This window comes from Pseudomonas sp. Au-Pse12, assembly GCF_021341665.1.
In the GTDB taxonomy this organism is placed as follows: Bacteria; Pseudomonadota; Gammaproteobacteria; order Pseudomonadales; family Pseudomonadaceae; genus Aquipseudomonas.
Genome location: NZ_JAJTTH010000005.1, coordinates 527,814 through 548,221 on the forward strand (window position 1 = coordinate 527,814; position 20,408 = coordinate 548,221).

18 protein-coding genes, 1 tRNA gene and 4 pseudogenes are annotated in these 20,408 nt (G+C 55.1%); 13 read left to right on the forward strand and 10 right to left on the reverse strand.

Features of this window, described 5'->3' with window-relative positions; genetic code table 11:
• Window positions 1-35 precede the first annotated feature (35 nt).
• Entirely contained in the window at window positions 36-1,064 is a 1,029-nt protein-coding gene (locus LXM55_RS17425; protein ID WP_233321484.1) for a nucleoside hydrolase, read from the forward strand.
• 33 nt (window positions 1,065-1,097) lie between these two features.
• On the opposite strand, the gene LXM55_RS17430 is transcribed toward LXM55_RS17425, so the two are convergent.
• Window positions 1,098-1,310, reverse strand: a complete 213-nt coding sequence (locus LXM55_RS17430) for a hypothetical protein (RefSeq protein ID WP_233321485.1) — start codon at window positions 1,308-1,310, stop codon at window positions 1,098-1,100.
• Between the two features lie 165 nt (window positions 1,311-1,475).
• Here LXM55_RS17430 and LXM55_RS17435 point away from each other — a divergent pair, with 165 nt between their 5' ends.
• Window positions 1,476-1,781, forward strand: coding sequence for a hypothetical protein (locus LXM55_RS17435; protein ID WP_233321486.1), 306 nt, complete (start codon window positions 1,476-1,478; stop codon window positions 1,779-1,781).
• A gap of 161 nt (window positions 1,782-1,942) precedes the next feature.
• Complete coding sequence (locus tag LXM55_RS17440; protein WP_233321487.1) at window positions 1,943-2,254, forward strand: I78 family peptidase inhibitor; 312 nt, start codon at window positions 1,943-1,945, stop codon at window positions 2,252-2,254.
• Between the two features lie 71 nt (window positions 2,255-2,325).
• Here the strand turns inward: LXM55_RS17440 and LXM55_RS17445 are convergent, their stop codons facing one another.
• Window positions 2,326-2,538: a cold-shock protein gene (locus LXM55_RS17445; protein ID WP_003179963.1), complete on the reverse strand. Its 213-nt coding sequence runs from the start codon at window positions 2,536-2,538 to the stop codon at window positions 2,326-2,328.
• Between the two features lie 292 nt (window positions 2,539-2,830).
• Window positions 2,831-3,130: a hypothetical protein gene (locus LXM55_RS17450; RefSeq protein WP_233321488.1), complete on the reverse strand. Its 300-nt coding sequence runs from the start codon at window positions 3,128-3,130 to the stop codon at window positions 2,831-2,833.
• Window positions 3,131-3,514: 384 nt separating this feature from the next.
• Between LXM55_RS17450 and thrS the strand changes: the two genes are divergently transcribed.
• The 9 genes from thrS (at window position 3,515) to LXM55_RS17495 (ending at window position 10,979) form a co-directional block, all read left to right on the forward strand.
• Window positions 3,515-5,437: a threonine--tRNA ligase gene (gene thrS, locus LXM55_RS17455; RefSeq protein WP_233321489.1), complete on the forward strand. Its 1,923-nt coding sequence runs from the start codon at window positions 3,515-3,517 to the stop codon at window positions 5,435-5,437.
• Window positions 5,437-5,988, forward strand: a complete 552-nt coding sequence (gene infC, locus LXM55_RS17460; protein WP_169893379.1) for a translation initiation factor IF-3 — start codon at window positions 5,437-5,439, stop codon at window positions 5,986-5,988. Before thrS ends, infC begins: the two co-directional genes overlap by 1 nt.
• 60 nt (window positions 5,989-6,048) lie before the next feature.
• Window positions 6,049-6,243, forward strand: a complete 195-nt coding sequence (rpmI, locus tag LXM55_RS17465; protein ID WP_002553160.1) for a 50S ribosomal protein L35 — start codon at window positions 6,049-6,051, stop codon at window positions 6,241-6,243.
• 30 nt (window positions 6,244-6,273) lie between these two features.
• Window positions 6,274-6,630 (forward strand): 50S ribosomal protein L20, encoded by a 357-nt coding sequence (rplT, locus tag LXM55_RS17470; RefSeq protein ID WP_016963673.1) that lies wholly within the window; start codon window positions 6,274-6,276, stop codon window positions 6,628-6,630.
• A 110-nt stretch (window positions 6,631-6,740) separates the two neighbouring features.
• Entirely contained in the window at window positions 6,741-7,757 is a 1,017-nt protein-coding gene (gene pheS / locus LXM55_RS17475) for a phenylalanine--tRNA ligase subunit alpha (protein WP_161759211.1), read from the forward strand.
• A gap of 35 nt (window positions 7,758-7,792) precedes the next feature.
• Window positions 7,793-10,171, forward strand: coding sequence for a phenylalanine--tRNA ligase subunit beta (gene pheT, locus LXM55_RS17480; RefSeq protein WP_233321490.1), 2,379 nt, complete (start codon window positions 7,793-7,795; stop codon window positions 10,169-10,171).
• Window positions 10,172-10,174: 3 nt separating this feature from the next.
• Window positions 10,175-10,477, forward strand: a complete 303-nt coding sequence (gene ihfA, locus LXM55_RS17485) for an integration host factor subunit alpha (protein ID WP_002553164.1) — start codon at window positions 10,175-10,177, stop codon at window positions 10,475-10,477.
• The gene (locus tag LXM55_RS17490; RefSeq protein WP_007920509.1) at window positions 10,458-10,814 is read left to right on the forward strand and encodes a MerR family transcriptional regulator; all 357 of its coding nucleotides are present in this window, start codon (window positions 10,458-10,460) and stop codon (window positions 10,812-10,814) included. The genes ihfA and LXM55_RS17490 overlap by 20 nt, the downstream gene beginning before the upstream one ends.
• 88 nt (window positions 10,815-10,902) lie before the next feature.
• A tRNA-Pro gene (locus LXM55_RS17495) sits at window positions 10,903-10,979 on the forward strand.
• Window positions 10,980-11,047: 68 nt separating this feature from the next.
• Here the strand turns inward: LXM55_RS17495 and LXM55_RS17500 are convergent.
• Window positions 11,048-11,787, reverse strand: a pseudogene (locus tag LXM55_RS17500) (tyrosine-type recombinase/integrase); the annotation flags it as partial.
• Between LXM55_RS17500 and LXM55_RS17505 the strand changes: the two are divergent.
• A pseudogene (locus LXM55_RS17505) lies at window positions 11,783-12,010 on the forward strand (phage tail tape measure C-terminal domain-containing protein); the annotation flags it as partial. The pseudogenes LXM55_RS17500 and LXM55_RS17505 overlap by 5 nt on opposite strands.
• Window positions 12,011-12,044: 34 nt before the next feature.
• Here the strand turns inward: LXM55_RS17505 and LXM55_RS17510 are convergent.
• The 6 genes and pseudogenes from LXM55_RS17510 to LXM55_RS17535 form a co-directional block, all read right to left on the reverse strand.
• Window positions 12,045-13,157 (reverse strand): hypothetical protein, encoded by a 1,113-nt coding sequence (locus LXM55_RS17510; protein WP_233321491.1) that lies wholly within the window; start codon window positions 13,155-13,157, stop codon window positions 12,045-12,047.
• The gene (locus LXM55_RS17515) at window positions 13,154-15,091 is read right to left on the reverse strand and encodes a dynamin family protein (RefSeq protein WP_233321492.1); all 1,938 of its coding nucleotides are present in this window, start codon (window positions 15,089-15,091) and stop codon (window positions 13,154-13,156) included. The genes LXM55_RS17510 and LXM55_RS17515 overlap by 4 nt, the downstream gene beginning before the upstream one ends.
• Window positions 15,066-17,174 (reverse strand): hypothetical protein, encoded by a 2,109-nt coding sequence (locus LXM55_RS17520; RefSeq protein ID WP_233321493.1) that lies wholly within the window; start codon window positions 17,172-17,174, stop codon window positions 15,066-15,068. The genes LXM55_RS17515 and LXM55_RS17520 overlap by 26 nt, the downstream gene beginning before the upstream one ends.
• 213 nt (window positions 17,175-17,387) lie before the next feature.
• Window positions 17,388-17,986: pseudogene (locus LXM55_RS17525) on the reverse strand (transposase); the annotation flags it as partial.
• Between the two features lie 153 nt (window positions 17,987-18,139).
• On the reverse strand, window positions 18,140-19,225 hold the full coding sequence (locus tag LXM55_RS17530) for an SGNH/GDSL hydrolase family protein (protein WP_233321494.1): 1,086 nt from the start codon (window positions 19,223-19,225) through the stop codon (window positions 18,140-18,142).
• Between the two features lie 179 nt (window positions 19,226-19,404).
• Window positions 19,405-20,361, reverse strand: a pseudogene (locus LXM55_RS17535) (IS3 family transposase); the annotation flags it as partial.
• Between the last annotated feature and the right edge of the window lie 47 nt (window positions 20,362-20,408).

Below are 20,408 nucleotides of genomic sequence, written 5' to 3' on the forward strand. Positions count from 1 at the left end.
TCGGGCTTTTTTCTACCTTGCACAAGGAGTGCGCCATGCGCCGCTATGCTCAGCTGTTTCATCATTGGTTTCGGAGTCTGCTGCTTTTGTCTCTCCTCACTGCTACCGGCGCTCAGGCGGCGGAAAAAATCGATCTGATCATCGACACCGATCCGGGGGCCGACGATGTGGTGGCCCTTCTGTTCGCCCTGGCTTCGCCGGAGGAGTTGCAGGTCCGTGCCTTGACCACGGTGGCGGGCAACGTGCGGCTGGACAAGACCTCGCGCAATGCGCGACTGGCTCGTGAGTGGGCAGGGCGCGAGGACGTGCCGGTCTACGCCGGGGCGCCACAGCCGCTGCTGCGTACCCCCATCTACGCCGAGAATATCCACGGCAAGGAAGGCATTTCCGGAGTGACGGTGCATGAACCCAAGGCGCCTCTGGCCAAGGGCAGTGCGATCAACTACCTGATCGAGACGTTGCGGGCAGCCAAGCCCCACAGCATCACCATCGCCATGCTCGGCCCGCAGACCAACCTGGCGCTGGCGCTGATCCAGGCGCCGGATATCACTCAGGGCATCAAGGAAGTGGTGGTCATGGGGGGCGCGCACTTCAACGGTGGCAACATCACCCCGGTGGCCGAGTTCAATCTGTTCGCCGACCCGCAAGCGGCTGAAGTGGTGCTCAAGAGCGGCGTCAAGCTGACCTATCTGCCACTGGATGTGACTCACAAGGTGCTGACCAGTGATGCACGGCTGCAGAAGATCGCGGCCTTGAACAACAATGCCAGCAAAGTGGTGGGGGATATCCTCAACGAGTACGTCAAGGGGGATATGGAGCACTACGGGATTCCCGGTGGCCCGGTGCATGACGCGACCGTGATCGCCTACCTCCTGAAGCCCGAGTTGTTCACCGGGCGCCAGGCCAACATGGTCATCGACAGTCGCGAAGGGCCGACCTTCGGCCAGACCATCGTCGACTGGTACGACGGCCTGAAACAGCAAAAGAACGTGTTCTGGGTCGAGAACGGTGATGCTCAGGGGTTCTTCGACTTGCTCACCGAGCGTCTGGCGCGCCTCAAGTAAGCAATGCCCCCGCAGGTGCCTGCCTGCGGGGTTCTACTCCCGTTCCAGGGCCTGCGCACCCAGATGGTCGGCCGGGTACTTCTCGAATACCTGTTCAATGAACGCGCGGGCAGACTGCGTGCCCAGCTCCTTCACCAGCAGGTCGATGCCAATGATCGCCAGCTCTTCCGGGCTCCCCGGGCTGTAGGAGCACTGGCCCTGGGGCCATTTGGCTTTGATGTCGGCGTCGATACTCACGGTGGCCATGAAAGTCTCACGAATTCGGATAAGGCGGGTGCCAGGGCTGGGCTCTGGGCGGGTGTTTGTTGCGCCGCAGAGTTAACCATGTTGGCGGGTGTTTGGCACTGCGACTTAGGCATCAAGCGGGTGCTATGCGACACTGCGGTTTTTCCTGCGCTCAAGGAAGCCCTCGTGCACATTGATTTGAACCAGCCTGATGCCTTGACCCTGGACGCGGTGCGTCAGCTGCTGGCGTCCGCCAGTGACAACGTGCACACGCAGTTGCGCGTGAGCAAAACCGGAATTGCCTATATCTCGGCGGGTGTTGTGGGCGGTGCCGAGATCGACGGCTTGCTGTTTCGCCTGGAAACCTGGGCGGCCGGGTCCGGGTATGTGGGCAAGGTGGCGGCCGCGGACGAAGTCTGGGTGATGCAGATCTTCAATGCGCTCAAGCAGAACTGGCCCAAGCCAGCGTTCGATTACATCGATATCTATTGATCGCTGTTCATATCCGGTGACGATTGTCCCGTGAAAGGGTGGCAATGTCTGAGGCAGACTTGTCCGCCGTTTACCTGATGCGGCAAATGGCCATTTGTTTTGAAACCAAAAGCCAAATCGGCTGTCGCACGTTCTCTGCTTATTTTTGAAAAGGAGGCTTCATGCCTTGGAAGCTCGCTTCATTCGGAACCTTGTTGGCCGCTGCAGTCCTTGGCGGGTGCAGCACTGCTGGGTCGACAACGGCGCCTGTGGCTGCTGAGGCCGGGCACACTCGTTGTGAAGCAACGGCCGCTGAATTCGCCGTCGGCAAGAAGGCTTCTCCCGAGTTGCTCGAGCAGGCCCGTACGCGTGCTGGGGCGCAGTATGCAAGGTTCCTCAAGCCCAACGACATGATCACTCTTGAGTACCGCTCGGATCGCCTGAACCTCAACACCGATGCCGGTTTGGTGGTAACCCGGGTTAACTGTGGTTAAGGGCTGAGGCTTTTTGCTCACGCATAAAAAACCCCGTCACATGGACGGGGTTTTTTTAGCTCGCTGAGAAATTACTCAGGACGAACTTGTGCAGCTTGCATACCCTTTTGGCCTTTCTCAGCCACGAAGGAAACGGTTTGGCCTTCTTTCAGGCTTTTGAAACCGTCGCTTTCAATAGCTTTGAAGTGTACGAACAGGTCGTCACCGCCACCTTGAGGAGTGATGAAGCCGAAGCCTTTTTCATCGTTGAACCATTTTACGGTGCCGGTTTGGCGATTAGACATGGTGTATCTCCAAGAAACATATATTTTCAGTAGTGCTGTGCTGCTCAGGCCAACTGGGCACACCGAGCTATCATAGTCGAAATGTTCGGCTTGGGAGCCCCCTAGAGGCACTGTTTGCCCGATGTGCCCGTATATTTTGCCTGCGAAGTTGGCTGTAGGCCCCGGTTTAAGGGGCTTTCGCGGAAAACAAACGGTGATAAAAAAACCCGTAAAACCTGCGTAAATTGTGAAAAAAAACGCGTTTCAGGCTCTTTTAAAGGGCTCGATACGGCTTGTTTCGAGCCTTGGTGGGTTATTTCACCACTCGGCAGGCGGCGATGGCATCCAGTGCCTTGGTCCGCAACTCCGCGCTCGGCTGCTTGGTTTTGCTCATCAGTTCCTTGATTTCCTCGGTGGTGAATTTTTCATTCAGTTTGTCGGCACCGCAGGCGCAATGCTTTTCAGCGCTCTTGGCGTCGATATTCTGGCTAGCGGCCGCGGTGCAGTCCTTCATGTAGTCGGCGCGTGCTCCGGCAGGCCAGGCCGCCTGTGCGCTCAAGGGCAGCAACAGGGCGAGTGGGGCGGCAAGGGCGAGCAGTTGGGTAAGGCGCATGAGTCGGGTTCTCCTGAAGTAAGTAGCAAGGACGGCGATTCTCGAGGTATTTGAGGTTCGACGTACATCTCAAGTTCACTTTCAACACTAAAAGACTGTAAACCAGGCTCGCAGGAATTTGCTGCGCGGCGATTGCGATTTTTCTGTGCTAGCATGCCCCGCTTGGGTGTTTTCAAGCTTTGGGTGTTTCTCTTCCCTTGCCGTCTATGCCTCATAAATTTTGATTTGAACCCCAGTCACTCTGGTTCGGTTTCCCGGTTGGCCGCAAGGCTCTTGCCACTGTGAGGCAGGCGTTCATAACAGAACGGCCGAACTGAATCGCGTACTGGCTCATCCCAACCCACGTGACCTTTGGTAGGGGTCACCACTAGGAGAGGAGGCGCCATGCCCACTATTACTCTTCCCGACGGCAGTCAACGTTCATTCGACCATGCGGTATCCGTAGCGGAGGTCGCCGCATCCATTGGTGCAGGTCTGGCCAAGGCTACATTGGCCGGCAAGGTCAATGGCAAGCTGGTCGACGCCTGTGATGTGATCGACGGCGATGCGACCCTGCAAATCATCACGCCAAAGGACGAAGAGGGGCTGGAGATCATTCGCCACTCTTGCGCGCACTTGGTGGGGCACGCGGTCAAGCAGTTGTACCCGACTGCCAAGATGGTCATCGGGCCGGTCATCGATGAAGGCTTCTATTACGACATCGCCTACGAGCGTCCTTTTACGCCCGAAGACATGGCCGCTATCGAGCAGCGCATGCAACAGTTGATCGAGAAGGATTACGACGTAATCAAGAAGGTCACGCCGCGCGCCGAAGTTATCGACGTGTTCAAGGCGCGTGGTGAAGACTACAAGCTGCGTTTGGTTGAAGACATGCCGAACGAGCAGGCAATGGGTCTTTACTACCACGAAGAATATGTCGACATGTGCCGCGGTCCGCACGTGCCGAACACTCGCTTCCTGAAGTCCTTCAAGCTGACCAAGTTGTCCGGCGCCTACTGGCGTGGCGATGCGAAGAACGAGCAACTGCAGCGGGTCTACGGTACTGCCTGGGCGGACAAGAAGCAGCTTGCTGCTTACATCCAGCGTATCGAAGAGGCTGAAAAACGCGACCATCGCAAGATCGGCAAGCGCCTGGGCCTGTTCCATACCCAGGAAGAGGCGCCGGGCATGGTGTTCTGGCACCCGAATGGCTGGACCCTGTACCAGGTTCTTGAGCAATACATGCGCAAGGTGCAGCGTGACAACGGCTACCTGGAGATCAAGACTCCGCAGGTGGTCGATCGCAGCCTCTGGGAAAAATCCGGGCACTGGGCCAACTACGCCGAGAACATGTTCACCACTGAGTCGGAAAGCCGCGACTACGCGATCAAACCCATGAACTGCCCTTGCCACGTGCAAGTGTTCAACCAGGGTTTGAAGAGCTACCGCGAGCTGCCAATGCGCCTGGCCGAGTTCGGTGCCTGCCACCGTAACGAGCCTTCGGGTGCCTTGCACGGAATCATGCGCGTGCGTGGCTTCACTCAGGACGATGCCCATATCTTCTGTACTGAAGATCAGATGCAGGCTGAATCCGCAGCGTTCATCAAGCTGACCATGGATGTCTATGCCGACTTCGGCTTCAAGGACATCGAGATGAAGCTGTCCACTCGCCCTGAAAAGCGCGTGGGCTCCGATGATCTGTGGGATCGTGCGGAAAGCGCACTGGCCGCTGCGCTCGATAGCGCTGGCCTGCCATATGACTTGCAGCCGGGGGAGGGGGCTTTCTACGGTCCGAAGATCGAGTTCTCGCTGAAAGACTGCCTGGGTCGTGTGTGGCAGTGCGGTACCTTGCAGCTGGACTTCAACTTGCCGATCCGTCTGGGTGCCGAGTACGTTTCCGAAGACAACAGCCGTAAGCATCCAGTGATGTTGCACCGGGCAATCCTCGGTTCCTTCGAGCGTTTTGTCGGAATTCTGATCGAGCACTACGAGGGCGCGTTCCCTGCATGGCTGGCTCCGACTCAGGCCGTGGTGATGAATATCACTGATAAACAGGCAGATTTTGCCCTCGAAGTGGAAAAAACACTCAATCAAAGCGGATTTCGTGCCAAGTCCGACTTGAGAAATGAAAAGATCGGCTTTAAAATCCGCGAGCATACTTTGCTCAAGGTTCCCTATCTCTTGGTTATTGGAGATCGGGAGGTCGAGATGCAGACTGTCGCTGTGCGTACCCGTGAAGGTGAAGACCTGGGCTCGATGCCTGTCGGCCAATTCTCGGAGTTCCTCGCACAAGCGGTTTCCCGGCGTGGTCGCCAAGATTCGGAGTAATTATTATTAAGCGTGATATGAGACAAGATAAACGAGCTGCACCGAAAGCCCCGATCAACGAGAATATCTCGGCACGCGAGGTTCGGTTAATTGGCGCTGACGGCGAGCAGATTGGCATCGTCTCGATTGATGAAGCGCTTCGTATAGCTGAAGAAGCCAAGCTGGATCTGGTGGAAATTTCCGCCGACGCAGTCCCACCTGTTTGCCGGGTGATGGATTACGGCAAGTCGATCTTCGAGAAGAAGAAGCAGATTGCTGCTGCGAAGAAGAACCAGAAGCAGATTCAGGTTAAAGAAATCAAGTTTCGTCCAGGGACGGAGGAAGGGGATTACCAGGTAAAACTGCGCAACCTGGTACGTTTCCTGAGTGACGGGGACAGGGCCAAGGTATCCTTGCGATTCCGCGGCCGTGAGATGGCCCACCAGGAGCTGGGGATGGAACTCCTCAAGCGGGTTGAAGCTGACCTGCAAGAGTACGGTTCGGTCGAACAGCATCCTAAGATGGAAGGACGCCAGCTGATCATGGTCATCGCCCCGAAAAAGAAGAAGTAATCAACAGGGCACGGCAGGCCTTCTGATTATGTTTATCAACTGAATGCGGAGTATCCGAACATGCCAAAGATGAAAACCAAAAGTGGTGCTGCTAAGCGGTTTCTGAAAACTGCTAACGGTATCAAGCACAAGCACGCTTTCAAGAGCCACATCCTGACCAAAATGTCGACCAAGCGTAAGCGTCAACTGCGCGGTAGCAGCTTGCTGCATCCGTCTGACGTGGCAAAAGTCGAGCGCATGCTGCGCCTTCGTTAATTTTTGGATCAAGAATAGAGGAAGTAACTCATGGCTCGTGTAAAGCGTGGCGTCATTGCCCGTAAACGTCACAAAAAAATTCTGAAACTTGCTAAAGGCTACTACGGCGCTCGCTCGCGCGTATTCCGTGTTGCCAAGCAAGCGGTAATCAAGGCAGGCCAATACGCCTACCGTGACCGTCGTCAGAAAAAACGTCAGTTCCGCGCTCTGTGGATCGCTCGTATCAACGCTGGTGCTCGTACCAACGGTCTGTCTTACAGCCGTTTGATCGCTGGCCTGAAAAAGGCGTCCATCGAGATCGACCGTAAGGTTCTGGCTGATCTGGCAGTGAACGAAAAAGCGGCGTTTGCTGCGATTGTCGAGAAAGCTAAAGCCACCTTGGCTTAAGTACCCCCGACAGTCATCCGGGCTCACCTTCCGTGAGCTCTGATGTTAAACGTCATAAATAGGGGAAGAGCCTTCAAGCTCTTCCCCTATTTTGTATCTGGAGTCTGTACATGGAAAACCTGGATGCGCTGGTTTCTCAAGCACTTGAGGCCGTGCAACACGCTGAAGACATCAACGCCCTGGAGCAGATCCGGGTTCACTTCCTTGGCAAGAAGGGCGAGCTGACTCAGGTGATGAAGACCCTGGGCAACCTGCCTGCCGAAGAGCGTCCGCAAGTCGGTGCGCTGATCAACGTGGCCAAGGAGCGTGTGACAGAGGTTCTCAATGCGCGCAAAGCGGCTTTCGAGGAGGCGGAACTCAGCGCCAAGCTCGCCGCCGAATGCATTGACGTAACCCTGCCGGGCCGTGGCCAGACCTCTGGTGGTCTGCACCCGATTACGCGGACCCTGGAGCGTATCGAACAGTTCTTCACCCATATTGGCTACGGCATCGCCGAAGGCCCCGAGGTCGAAGACGATTATCACAACTTTGAAGCGCTCAACATCCCTGGCCATCACCCGGCCCGGTCGATGCATGACACCTTCTATTTCAATGCGAACATGCTGCTGCGCACCCATACCTCACCGGTACAGGTTCGCACCATGGAGTCGCAGCAGCCGCCGATTCGTATCGTCTGCCCGGGTCGTGTGTACCGTAGCGATTCCGATATCACCCACTCGCCGATGTTTCATCAGGTCGAAGGCCTGCTAGTGGATCGCGACATCAATTTCGCCGACCTTAAGGGCACTATCGAAGAATTCCTGCGGGTGTTCTTCGAAAAGGAACTGGCCGTGCGTTTCCGTCCCTCGTACTTCCCATTCACCGAGCCTTCTGCCGAAGTTGATATGGAATGCGTGATGTGCAGCGGTAAAGGCTGCCGGGTCTGCAAGCAGACTGGCTGGCTGGAGGTGATGGGTTGCGGCATGGTTCACCCGAACGTGCTGCGTATGTCCGGGATCGACCCGGAAGAGTTCCAGGGCTTTGCCTTCGGCATGGGCGTCGAGCGCTTGGCCATGCTGCGTTACGGTGTCAATGACTTGCGCCTGTTCTTCGACAACGACTTGCGGTTCCTTGCGCAATTTCGCTAGTCGCGCGTCCGTAACGAATCTATTAGGAGAGCAGGATGAAATTCAGTGAACAATGGCTGCGTGGCTGGGTTAGCCCGCAGGTAAGTCGTGATGAGCTGGTTGCTCGTCTGTCGATGGCCGGTCTTGAGGTTGACAGCGTAACGCCAGCCGCCGGTGCTTTCAGTGGTGTAGTGGTGGGCGAGGTGCTGAGCACCGAACAGCACCCCGATGCCGACAAGCTGCGTGTGTGCCAGGTCAGCAATGGTTCGGAGACCTTTCAGGTTGTCTGTGGTGCACCTAACGTGCGCCAAGGTCTGAAGATTCCGTTTGCGATGATCGGTGCCGAGCTGCCAGGCGACTTCAAGATCAAAAAGGCCAAACTGCGTGGCGTTGAATCCAACGGCATGCTGTGCTCCCAGGCGGAGTTGCAGATCGGTGAAGGCAATGACGGTCTGATGGAGCTGCCGGTCGATGCTCCGGTGGGTGAGGACATTCGTAGCTACCTCAGCTTGGACGATGCCAGCATTGAGGTCGACCTGACTCCGAACCGTGGCGACTGCCTGTCTCTGGCCGGTCTGGCTCGTGAAGTCGGTGCCTTGTACGCGGCCAAAGTGCAGCGTCCGGAAGTACAAGCAGTTCCTGCAGCGCATGACGAAGTGCGCCCAGTGGAAGTGCTGGCGCCAGCTGCTTGCCCTCGTTACCTGGGGCGGGTTGTTCGTAATGTCGACTTGTCCAAGCCTACTCCGCTGTGGATGGTCGAGCGCCTGCGTCGTGCTGACGTGCGCAGTATTGATGCCGCAGTGGATATCACCAACTACGTGATGCTTGAGCTGGGCCAGCCGCTGCATGCTTTTGATCTCGCCGAGATCAATGGCGGTATCCGCGTGCGCATGGCGGAAGAGGGCGAGAAGTTGGTGCTGCTTGACGGTCAGGAAGTGACCCTGCGCAGCGATACCCTAGTCATTGCCGACCACACTCGGGCCCTGGCGATTGCCGGCGTCATGGGGGGCGAGCACAGCGGTGTCACCGCCAACACTCGTGATGTGTTTCTGGAAAGTGCCTTCTTCGACCAGATCGCGGTTGCTGGCAAGGCGCGGTCCTATGGTTTGCATACCGACGCTTCCCATCGCTACGAGCGTGGCGTGGACTGGCAGCTGGCTCGTGAGGCCATGGAGCGTGCTACCGGGTTGCTGCTGGAGATCACTGGCGGTGATGCTGGCCCGATCATTGAAACCGTCAGCGAGCAGCATCTGCCGTCGGTTGCGCCTGTCACGCTGCGTGCTGAACGCATCACGCAGATGCTGGGCATGGAAATCGAGGGGGCCGAGGTCGAGCGTCTGCTCACTGCTCTGGGGTTGACTGTAGCTGCCGACGGGGCAGGGCAGTGGCGTGTTGAAGTGCCAAGCCACCGTTTCGATATCAGCCTTGAGGTTGATTTGATCGAAGAGTTGGCGCGTCTTTATGGCTACAACCGTTTGCCGGTTCGCTATCCGCAAGCTCGCCTGGCACCTCAAGCCAAGGCCGAGGCCCAGGGCGATCTGCCTGCGCTGCGTCGTTTGCTGGTGGCTCGTGGTTATCAGGAAGCGATCACCTACAGCTTCATCGATCCAAAACTGTTCGAGCTGTTCAATCCTGGCGTTGAGCCGTTGCTGTTGGCCAATCCTATTTCGGCCGACATGGCAGCCATGCGCTCTTCCTTGTGGCCTGGGTTGGTCAAGGCGCTTCAGCACAACCTGAACCGTCAACAGGATCGCGTCCGTCTGTTTGAAAGTGGTCTGCGTTTTGTTGGTCAGTTGGAAGGTTTGAAGCAACAGCCAATGCTGGCAGGTGTGGTTTGTGGCAGTCGCCTGCCTGAAGGTTGGGCGCAAGGCCGCGAAGGCGTGGACTTCTTTGACGTCAAGGCAGATGTCGAGGCCGTTCTGGGCTTTGCCGGCGCTCTTGATGCCTTCACCTTTGCCCCGGGCAAGCACCCAGCGCTTCATCCTGGCCAGACTGCACGTATTGAACGTGATGGTCGTGAAGTCGGTTATCTGGGGGCTATTCACCCTGAGTTGGCGAAAAATCTCGGTCTGGATCGTCCGGTGTATGTATTTGAACTGGTCTTGGGCGAAGTGGCTCAAGGGCGTTTGCCGAAGTTCAATGAGCTATCGCGCTTCCCGGAAGTGCGTCGTGACCTGGCATTGCTGGCGGATCGTGACGTAGCGGCCAGCGCCGTTCTGGACGTAATCCGTGAAAATGCAGGTGAATGGCTGACAGACCTCAGGCTCTTTGACGTCTATCAGGGTAAAGGCATTGATCCGCATAGAAAAAGCCTTGCCGTCGGCTTGACCTGGCAGCATCCATCGCGCACTCTTAATGACGATGAGGTGAACTCTACGACGCAAAACATCCTCACCTCGCTCGAACAAAGGTTGAACGCCACGTTAAGGAAGTGACGTATGGGGGCTCTGACGAAAGCTGAAATGGCCGAACGTCTCTACGAAGAGCTAGGCCTGAATAAACGCGAGGCCAAGGAATTGGTCGAGCTGTTCTTTGAAGAAATCAGGCACGCTCTCGAAGATAACGAACAGGTCAAATTGTCCGGTTTCGGTAACTTCGACCTTCGGGATAAACGCCAGCGTCCTGGCCGCAACCCGAAAACGGGTGAAGAAATCCCGATCACGGCCCGCCGTGTGGTCACCTTTCGTCCAGGGCAGAAGTTGAAGGCCCGAGTTGAGGCTTATGCTGGAACCAAGTCATAACGACGAGCTCCCGGTGATCCCGGGCAAGCGCTACTTCACTATTGGTGAGGTCAGTGAGCTTTGTGCGGTCAAACCGCACGTGCTGCGTTATTGGGAGCAGGAGTTTCCTCAACTCAACCCCGTCAAACGCCGCGGAAATCGCCGGTATTATCAGCGCCAGGATGTGCTGATGATCCGGCAGATCCGCGCGTTGCTTTACGATCAGGGGTTCACCATCGGTGGGGCACGTTTGCGCCTTTCCGGCGATGAAGCCAAAGATGATACGACCCAATACAAGCAACTGATCCGTCAGATGATTTCTGAGCTGGAGGATGTGCTTGTGGTGCTTAAGAAGTAATTCTTGGTTTTAAATACTTCCACTTTTCAAAAGCTTGCGGTATATTCCTCAACGTTTCCTGAGAAGTGAAACAGGTTTCACGCCTAGTCGGGGCGTAGCGCAGTCCGGTAGCGCACTAGCATGGGGTGCTAGGGGTCGAGTGTTCGAATCACTCCGTCCCGACCATATTTTTCAATGACTTAGCCCAATCTTCACAGGTTGGGCTTTTCATTTGTGGGGAGTTTTTCGGGGCTTCATCCTGTTTTCCTCTTCAAGATCGTCAGCACCGGTCCCCGCGAGTCGGTTACTGATACCATGTTCGCAGCCTCAATCAGATGCCCAAGCTCAGCGCCCGAGTAGTGACTGGTGATGCTCCGTTCTTGTGCCCCAGCAAGGCCTTCCTGTCTTCCTGGGTAACACCTGCCGCCCGAAGGCGATGGCCAAAGTGCACCCTGATGGATGCATACCCAGGGTGAGCGGGGCGAAGGTTTTCCTCCTGCCAGAGTTTCGCTGCTCTCACCCGCGCCTTCTTCCATGCCGAGTCGTTCATGCGATGCATCGCGGTACCGTTGTAAGGAAAAACCCAGTCCTTGCTCTGTCCACGCTGCTTGTCGATGATTGATTTCGCCACGCTATTGAGCACGACCAGCCGCTCATCGCCATTTTTCACGCCCGACCTTTCGTTCCGGCCGCCGAAGTCGGAAGGAATCAGGAACACGCTGGTGCCAAGTTCCGGCACCGAAATCTCCCAATCCCACCTCAACTTGCAGACCTCCTGCTCGCGACAGCCCGTGTTCACCTTGAATAGGGCCATCGTCTGCAGGTGCGCCGGCAACTCGCCGAAAAGGATTGATTGCTCTTCCCATGACATTGGGTAGGGTTCACGCACCTTTTTCTTAAGGTCCAGCTTCGCCAGCATTGGCACCGAATCAAGCCAGGGCCGCCTTTCTTCATCCCGCCACTTCCGTGCGCAAAGCGACAGAACCCGTATCACCAATGCTTTCGGCTCCATGGAAGACGCGATCGTGCAGTTCGCGATGACCGGGAAGCTGTCGTTTGCTGACTTTGCGAAGTCGATCCTTGCAGACATGGCAAGGATCGCTGTTCGCCAGGCCAGTTCCGCGGCGCTCAGCTCGCTGTTCGGCATGGCGGCCTCTGCTGCTGGGTCGTACTTCGGCGGCGGGGCGGCCTCGGCCGGCTCAACGCAGGCTGGGTATATGCGGTGAAAAGGACAGTGAGCCTGAAGGGCCGCTAGCTGATATGCAGGATCAGGTACGCCAGCGCTCCGAGGCTCAACAGGCCTACTGGGACGACGGTGTAGAGCAAGGCCTTGGCATGTCCTGCGGTTCGCTGCAGATTGACTTGCAGGTCGTCGACCCGGGCGTCCTGCCTCAGTAAATGCTGGTGAATGGCTGCAAGCGTTTGCAAAGTGGATTCGTGCTGCGTACTGGCCTGGACTGCTTGCGTGCAGAGAGTGACTTGCACGCGCTGGTCCTGCTGGGCAATGGCCTGCTCCACAGAGGTGCGGCCCTTGCTGGCCAACACGGTGATCAGTGCTTCCAGGCGCTTCGTATGCTCCTTGCCGAGTTGTTGCAGTTGCTCGAGCAACTGATCGTTGCCCTCGCGAAGGACCGACTGGTTTGCTTCGCTCAGTGCCTTCAGTTGTGTTTGCGTGTCGAGTTGAAACGCCTGGTGATGGTCGTTCAGTTGCCCTTCGAGCTTTTGGCTGTGGGTGTTAAGAGCTTGCAGGGTCTGTTGGCCTAGCGTTTCGGCTTGAGTGCTCAGCGTCTCGAGCAGATGCTCCGCCCGGGTGACTGCAAGCGCCTCAGTGCTTTGCTGGGTATCTGCCAGTCCGGACATCTGCTCGAACAGCCGCTCATTGCTTTCGTGATGGGCTAGCCGGTTGGCGTCGTTCAGGGCGTGCAGTTGCGCTTGTGTATGGGCCTGGAAGGCCTGCTGCTGTTTACTTAAAAGGCCATCGAGCGCTTCGGTTTGGCTCGATAGCGCTTGTAGGGTTTGCTGACTGAACGCTTCCGTTTGGGCGCTCAGGGTCGTTGCCAGGTCGTTAGTTCGGGTGTGTGCCTGATGTTCGGCATCGTGTTGGCCGTCCAGCAATGCTTGAAATTGTTCGTCGAGGGCAAGGCTGTTAGCGGGGTAGTGGCGATCGAGCGTTCGCTTGATCTTGCTTATCTGCGCCATCAGGCCGTCATGGCGGTCCTTGATCTCTTTGTCGAGCGGATACAGCGCACCGTCCAGCAGGGCAGTGAGTTCGTCTTTCAGTGGCGCGATCACGATATCGTTGAGCAACTGTGCCATGTCTTGCCTGGCGGCTCGCATTTCGTCTTGAACTGTGTTGTCAGTCACGTCGAGGGTTTTCCGGCGTAGAGTTTTTCCGCTTCGTTGATCAGCAAATGGGTATTCAGCACGGCCAGGAATTTGTCCATAGCGGTTGAGCCCTTGGCGATACCTGTCTTGACGGTTTGGAGGGCTTGTACGAAGGCGTCATTAACCCGTCGCTCAAAGTGTTCGGCGATTTGCAGCGAGTTGGTCATCCTGGCCAGATTTGCATCCAGTTCTGACTGTAGTTTCGCAAGGGTGTCCTGGTGGTCGTGTAGTTGTTGCAGCTTTTCTGCCACGTTTCGCTTCTGTGTTTTGAGCGCGTGCACGGTCTTCTCGATTTTCTCGGCTTGCGCGCGGAAGCCGTCAATGAAGCTTTGATGGGCAAGTGATGCATGGCGTTGCTGACTTTTACGAAAAGCCATGTCCAGCACTATCCTGTCGTTTTCGAAGTTCGACGACCAGAAGTAGCTGTCTCTGCTGTAGTCATCCAGGACATAGGCGATAGCGTGGAAGTCTTTGTCATCGAAGGTGATGCGAGGCAACCGGTCAACACATTCGCTTAAAGGCGCCTTCAGATGATCTGCAGCCACACGCTCAAATAGTTCATTGAAGATGTCTGTCCAACCCTGGCACCGTTGTTTCAGACGCTCTTTTTCCTCTTCAAGTGCCTCTTGCAGCGCTGACACGGTTTCGGAGTCTACCTTGACCGGCGAGCCTTCGAATAATGATTCAAACAGCGTCTTGCACTCGGTGTGCACTAACTTGGACAGAACGGCACCCAGCTGCTTTTGAGTCGTGTGTTGCTCGTCGAGGCTTGTTTGGTGATCTTCAAGCATCTCTAACCAGGGACTATCGGACAGCGTCGGGTAGTGCTTGCCCAGTTGTTTTTTCAACACCACCAGTTCTTCATCCAACTCTGCCTTGCGCTCTTCGTAGCGCGCTCGGAACACCGAAATTTGACCCTGTACGACGCTATCCAGTTGAAAGGCCGCGAACAACCGCGAGAACGGTCCGGACGCATCTTTGATGTCGGTAATCAGTTGCTGTCTGAATTCACTGACCACCGGTGCAATGTGCGCATAGTACTCAGGGTCGGTGTTGGCCAGATCACGAGCGGAATCGCCCAGTTCAAGCACATACAGATTGTCGGCAAAGCGTGAAGGGATTTTTAGTTCGAGAGTTTCGATCTCGCTGATCATTGCTAGACGTACTTCATGTACGTCGAGCGGAGTATTGAGGAAGCGCTTGCGCACGCTACTGAGGGAGAAACAAGAAGTCACTACCACGCGAAAACGTACTGGCTGGCTTGCCCAGTGAGCCAGTTCCTCGATCCGCAGGTTTTCCGGTCGAAGGAAGCCCAGGCTGCTGGCTTGGGTCACTAGTAGCACCAGGTCCGCCACGGTGGCATAACGACGAGCGAGCTGTTCTACCAGTTGTTGTTCGTTTCGGTTGCGTGCGTCCAATCCGGGCAAGTCGATCAGCTTGACGTCCACGTCCAGCGCATTGCCAGACTCGGCCGGGAACAACCGGTCGGGGATGAGGATATCGGTCAGGTCTGTATTCTGCCGGCTGCCTTGCTCGACTGTGCGGCGAATATCGGCCAGTGCCTGAGTAGCCTGTGCCTCGTCCATTGGCTGGTCACCCCCGATGTACCAGTTGTCATCGGGCGCACGACCGTAGCGTAGCGGCATGGCCGTGGCAGACTTGCCCACGGCTTGGCCGCCACGCAGCACACGGGCCACTTCGTCGTGAGTGCTCGACGCTAGCCCAAGCAGGTCGAGAATGAGGGTGGTCTTGCCGACTTGCGTCGCACCATAGACCACCACCGTCACTTGGTCGGAGCGCCTGACCTGATTACTGACCTCCGGCGCCAGTTCGTGAACAAACCGGTCGAAGGCTTGCAATGCCCAATCGTGACGTTGTCGATGGCGCTCAAGCCAGGTAGCGGGAATGGGCACGGTCGATCTCGGTTTCCAGATTGCGCCGCGAAACCTCCAGAGCCCGCAGTGACCGGGCCAGCGCATCGCGTTCGGCGAACTGGTCAATGTCAACGCCGTAGGCAAGGCTCAGATTGCGCTGGATACGTGCCTCTATCGTCTCCATCAGTTCGTCATAGTGCTCAAGACTGGTCTCGACCAAGTGATCTTTGAAGCGCTCGATGCTGGCGCCGATGAAGTTTCGTTTGCCTACATCGTAGTGATGCACCGAGCTGGCCGCTTTGTAGCCAATGAACCCAAGCCCCAACATGCCGGTTGCGGCCATCGATAAGGTGGCGCCAAGGCCAGTGGCTGCGCCCCCGGCCAGCGCGGGAATCACGTCGAAGCTTCCGTCAATGGCTAAATCCACGGCAGTGATTGCAAGCAGGGCACGGATGGCTTGCTGGGCACCTTGGGTAAACTTGGGCAGCGTTTCGCCAATGTCTTTGGCGAGCTGGACGGGGTCGTAGTTCACCAGTTGCGAGGTGTCTATGACGCCGCGCCGGCACAGTGCGATGCCCTGGCTCATGCGCAGGTATTCCATGGTCAGCGCTGGTAGGTATTGTAGGGCAGTATTGAACTGCTGGGTTCGAGTGGTGCCGGTGTCGAGATGATTTTCGCTGGAGGTCTCGTTGAGCAGCAGGCAAACGTGTTTTTGAAGTAACTGCGGGTCGACCCTGTTGCTCAAGGGGGAGATGGCTCCACCATCGGCTTTTTCGTAACCGAGGTACTGCCCAGGCCGATCTTCATTGCGCAGGCTTAACAGGGCCTGGGGGTCGAGATGCTCTTTGGGGGCATGGCCCAGTGCGAGCAGGTCGTTGGCAACGTGGGTCAACGCAAGATAGGTGGCATCAACGGGGGTTTGGCCGGCCTGGTTTTCCCAGTGTAGATTGATGCGATCGATAAAGCGTTGCTCGGTTTCGCTGGCATTGAGCAGGAAGAAGTCCTTGGCGGTCCGTAGTTTGTTGCCCCAGCCTTCTTCCTCGTCGCCGTAGGCTTTTTTGGCGCTGACCGTGGCTTGAAGTGCATATTGGTCAACGTAATGGTGCAAGGACTTCTGATACTTTTTGCGGTAGCTGACGACTGACTGGCGGAATTTGTTAAGGATGGAGTCAATCAGTGCGTCCTGGGCGCTGGAGCGTGCGCCGGCGTCTTCGACCAAAGATTCGAGCAAGGTCACAGCGGCTTCCAGTTCCAACTCTACGATGGAACGCAGATCCGTCAGGCGCTGGTGGTGAATGCTTTCAGGCACCTGGGCGTATTTGGCCAGCGCTTCGATCAGTTGTGGAACCCAGTGCGCGCGGTACTCTTCGCCACGCCCGACGCACAGGATGCGATCCAGTTCCTCGGCAGGTACTTCGCAGGCTTCCGCGGCCGAAAGGCGCAGCGTGTCACGCTCATCGTCGCTTTTACCTTCGGTACGGCCGATGGTAATGATCGGTTGGCGGCCCTGAAGGGCGTTTTCCAACATGTCGATCAGTACTTCGTTAGTTGCGTTAGTCGCCAGGGCATTGGCGTTGGTGACCATGATGCTGCCCATAGCATGCTTGAGCGTGTCGCGCATCTCCTCCTGCCACAGGCTGTTGGTACGGCTTAGCCGTTCGTATCCAGGCAGCAGCAAAAAGCCGAAGCCATCACTGAAGTGGCGGCGGGGCACATACAAACGCAGCAGCAGGAAACGTTCACCGGTAGAGAAACTGCGCAGTTCCTTTGCCAGTGTCTCCTGGTTGATCTCATGTTCTTCGCCGTACTCATCCACGCCACGGGCGTAGGGTGCTTCACAGTCTCGCTCGAGGATAAACAGCGGGCGACATTCGCCACGGCCCGGATTGTCCTGCAGCCAATCATCCAGACCGTAGAGTTCACGTAGCAAGTGGGTTTTGCCGGCGCCTTGGGTGCCGCCTACGCAAATGAAATAAGTCGAGTGCATTTCGCGAATGACTAGCAACTTGCGTAACACCGCGCGAATTTTTTCGCGCTCGGCGTTGGTGCGGTCGAATTGCACGGCGATGTTGAGGATTTGCCGCAGTGCTTCCTTGACCGGGTCGATAAGGGTGGCGTACATGCCGGAACTCCTTGTTAAACGGTACTTGGCGAGTGTGGCCAAGCCCTGACGAAGCCTTGAGGCGAATCTGGCTACGCCGCAGAAAAATGGTTCGCGAATATATCGACCGCCTAACGGAAATGTTTAGCGGTCGTTTTCACGACAATGATTGCGTACTGGTTGGCGGTGCGCCAATACTGGACTGCCCCCGGAAAGGTAGACATCCCCGGCCTATTTATAGGCATGTGAGCCGGGTTGCTTACTGATCAGTTTCATCTTGCTCATCAGCTTGCGCACCTTGAACCGCCCAATATTTATGCCGTTCTCTCGCATCATGCATATGATAGTTCGGCTGCCCGCCGCGCTGCGGCTTTGGGTGAACAGCTCGTTCACACGGCAGCGCAAAATCAGCCGCTCAATGTTCGGAAATCGACGCTTGCGGCAGTGCGCGTAATAGCAAGATCGGGTGACTTCAAATACCGAGCACAACAGATCAACAGGTTCTTCAGGGTAAAGCTGATCAATTAACGCGAACGCTCGTATTCTTCAGTCATCAAGAGCGTGGTGGCCTTTCTTAGGATCGATTATTCCCATTCCAGCCGATTGATTCGGGCTTCCAGTTCCTGATTTTTTTTGCTGCTCGGGCGTCAACACTTTGCTTTACGGAGTCACTCCATTGCGCTCTTGCTGAAGCTGGTTAACCCAGCGACGTAGCGCAGATGCGACAACTCCAAGTGAATGACAGGCTTCGATGTAGCATAGCCTTGATCAAGTACGAGGCCTGCGGCCTCTCGTTTGAATTCAGCGGAAAAGGAACGACGTTGTGTGGTCATCAGACACCTCTATCTGGTGAGCATTCTCGCCTAAATGGGTGTCCGGAATCATTAGACCGCTACAGTTCAAGGTCGCGTCAGTCAATGTTGATGCGGACATGTGTGTGGTTTAGGTGATTTATAGGTTGAGGCCCCTAGGTCGGGGCCTCAAGCTTATATCTCCTTCATGGCAGAATAAACCACATCCGCTATGACTCTGTGAGCATAATCATTCGGGCTATGAAGGCCATTTGCTGTTAAGTCGTAAAATCTCTTATTTTTATTTACTCGATCCCATGCTGAAGTTAGATCGATCGCCATTACGTTGTCGTTTTCAATTGCAATGTCTTTTAATGCGGCTGCATATTTATTGAAATAGTCGTGGTTATGGATTTTAGATTTAGGGTTGGGTCTGATAGGACTTATCAATATAAATTGAGTGTCATGATTTTTTAGCCTTACTTTTTTAATTATACTCTCTAGGTTGGCCTTGTACTTGGTAGGGGTAATGTTGTTGCTGTCGTTCATGCCAAATGCGAGAACGATAATGTCGGATTTTTTGTCGTTTAGTTTTGTATCTATCCACCAACTAGCATTTAGGGAGCTAATTTCAGGTACGGAATTGTTTCTGTACATGAACCTGCCGGGAGAGTTTTTTTCAAGTGTCGACATTACAAGGTTTACGTATCCGTGCGTAGTGTCGGATCCATAACTAATTGAGTCTCCAAAAAAAGTCAGTCTCATTTTTTTTATTTCTTTTGGTTTTTTAATGAAGCCGACTTTCTTTATATGGTAAAAATCTTCTTTCTTGTAAGTTACTGCATACTGGTATCGTTTGAATTCATTGGAAACCTTGACCCCGTATGTGCTCATTTCTGACCATGAAGGTTCAAGAAATCCTGCCGGAGCTTCATTGATTTTGGAGCCTGGGAGAATCAGTATCCCGCTTTGAGTAATGGAGTAGTCTTTTTCATTTTCAAATATTTCACCCGTTGATGGGTTGTACACAGAAATTACTTTCTTCGGCTGGAATGCTGTTTTGTAGAGTTTGGGGAATTCTTCGCTTACAAAGAATGTCTCTCCAATAATTATCTCGCCCTCAAGAGGTGGGCTTTCCATAAATTCAGAAGTTGACAGGCTAGGGTTGCAGTATTTTGTGTTGCATGTTTCGTATTCTCTCCCTTTTGTAACATCCTCTGCATTGGAGTTTGAACAGAAGGAGGCAAGTGTGGATAAAAAAATTAAATGCGTAATTCTCATGTTTGGCCTATTAATAAATAGATGGTTGGAGAATGATTCACTTGTCTTTGTGAGTGCAAAGCTGCAGTAATTCTATCAGGTTTGTCAATTTTTCGGTGGTTGGTGAGCTCTAAATTATTCGAAAACAAAAAACTATAATCAAGCCGTAGTCGCTTAAGATCCTGAATCGTCCGTATTCTCTAGACACCTAGCAAGCTCATTACGTAGCGTTTTTCAAACTCTACCGGTGACAGCTGACTGTTGAAACCATTGCGGCGTTTTGCGTTGTAGAACATCTCGATGTAATCGAACACAACACTACGAGCGTCTTGCCGCGAGATGTAGATTTTCCGCTTGATCCGTTCCCGTTTCAAAAGCTGGAAAAAGCTCTCGACCACGGCGTTGTCATGACAGTTGCCTCGGCGACTCATGCTGGTAACCAAATTGGTTACCTCCGAAAAACTGCGCCAATCGGAGCTGCTGTACTGGCTGCCTTGGTCGGAATGAACCATCACCTCTTGCTTCGATTTACGCTTCTAAACCGCCATCAACAACGCGTCAATAGCTAAATCACTGGTCATCTGCGACTTCATTGACCAGCCAACGACCTGACGAGAAAACAGATGCAACACCACAGCCAGCCTTCATGCGTGCGAATGTAGATGATGTCGGTAACCCAAACTTTGTTGGGTTCTACGACATCAAACTGGCGCTTCAGCAAATTGGGTGAGGCGACCGCTAGCTTACCGCCTTACTTGCCAAGGCGTCGTCGATAACCTGTCTGAGAGCGCTGGCCTTCAAGGCGAATTAGCCTCGCCACACGATGCCGGCCACAGTCTTCACCAACCTCGGGCAGATCGTTCTGGACTTTGCGATACCCATATACGCTGCCGCTCTCCAGCCATGAGTGCTTGATCAAGCCGAGCAGTCGCTGGTTGTCTTTGGCGCGTACAGATTGCGGCTCGAACAGCTAGGCGTAATAACCGCTGGGATGTACTTTAAGCATCAGGCAAAGCCGTCGAATCGAATAGTCGCCCGCGCGCTGCTTGATAAAGGCGTACTTCAGACGCACTCTTTGGCAAAGTACGCGGCGGTCTTTTTAATATGTCTCGCTCTTCAGTGGCGCGCTTGAGTTTCGCTCGCAAACGACACAGTTCATCGTCCTACTGTCGTTCTTCCTACGGTTTGCTGTAGCGCTTTATAC

What these genes read in the sequence shown, in the direction of transcription:
- thrS (WP_233321489.1), top strand. Translation starts at nt 3,515, where the DNA reads ATGCCCACTATTACTCTTCCCGACGGCAGTCAACGTTCATTCGACCAT.
- rpmI (WP_002553160.1), top strand. Translation starts at nt 6,049, where the DNA reads ATGCCAAAGATGAAAACCAAAAGTGGTGCTGCTAAGCGGTTTCTGAAA.
- LXM55_RS17440 (WP_233321487.1), top strand. Translation starts at nt 1,943, where the DNA reads ATGCCTTGGAAGCTCGCTTCATTCGGAACCTTGTTGGCCGCTGCAGTC.
- LXM55_RS17520 (WP_233321493.1), bottom strand. Translation starts at nt 17,174, where the DNA reads ATGTACGCCACCCTTATCGACCCGGTCAAGGAAGCACTGCGGCAAATC.
- LXM55_RS17450 (WP_233321488.1), bottom strand. Translation starts at nt 3,130, where the DNA reads ATGCGCCTTACCCAACTGCTCGCCCTTGCCGCCCCACTCGCCCTGTTG.
- LXM55_RS17430 (WP_233321485.1), bottom strand. Translation starts at nt 1,310, where the DNA reads ATGGCCACCGTGAGTATCGACGCCGACATCAAAGCCAAATGGCCCCAG.
- LXM55_RS17530 (WP_233321494.1), bottom strand. Translation starts at nt 19,225, where the DNA reads ATGAGAATTACGCATTTAATTTTTTTATCCACACTTGCCTCCTTCTGT.
- LXM55_RS17425 (WP_233321484.1), top strand. Translation starts at nt 36, where the DNA reads ATGCGCCGCTATGCTCAGCTGTTTCATCATTGGTTTCGGAGTCTGCTG.
- pheT (WP_233321490.1), top strand. Translation starts at nt 7,793, where the DNA reads ATGAAATTCAGTGAACAATGGCTGCGTGGCTGGGTTAGCCCGCAGGTA.
- ihfA (WP_002553164.1), top strand. Translation starts at nt 10,175, where the DNA reads ATGGGGGCTCTGACGAAAGCTGAAATGGCCGAACGTCTCTACGAAGAG.
- pheS (WP_161759211.1), top strand. Translation starts at nt 6,741, where the DNA reads ATGGAAAACCTGGATGCGCTGGTTTCTCAAGCACTTGAGGCCGTGCAA.
- LXM55_RS17445 (WP_003179963.1), bottom strand. Translation starts at nt 2,538, where the DNA reads ATGTCTAATCGCCAAACCGGCACCGTAAAATGGTTCAACGATGAAAAA.
- LXM55_RS17490 (WP_007920509.1), top strand. Translation starts at nt 10,458, where the DNA reads ATGCTGGAACCAAGTCATAACGACGAGCTCCCGGTGATCCCGGGCAAG.
- rplT (WP_016963673.1), top strand. Translation starts at nt 6,274, where the DNA reads ATGGCTCGTGTAAAGCGTGGCGTCATTGCCCGTAAACGTCACAAAAAA.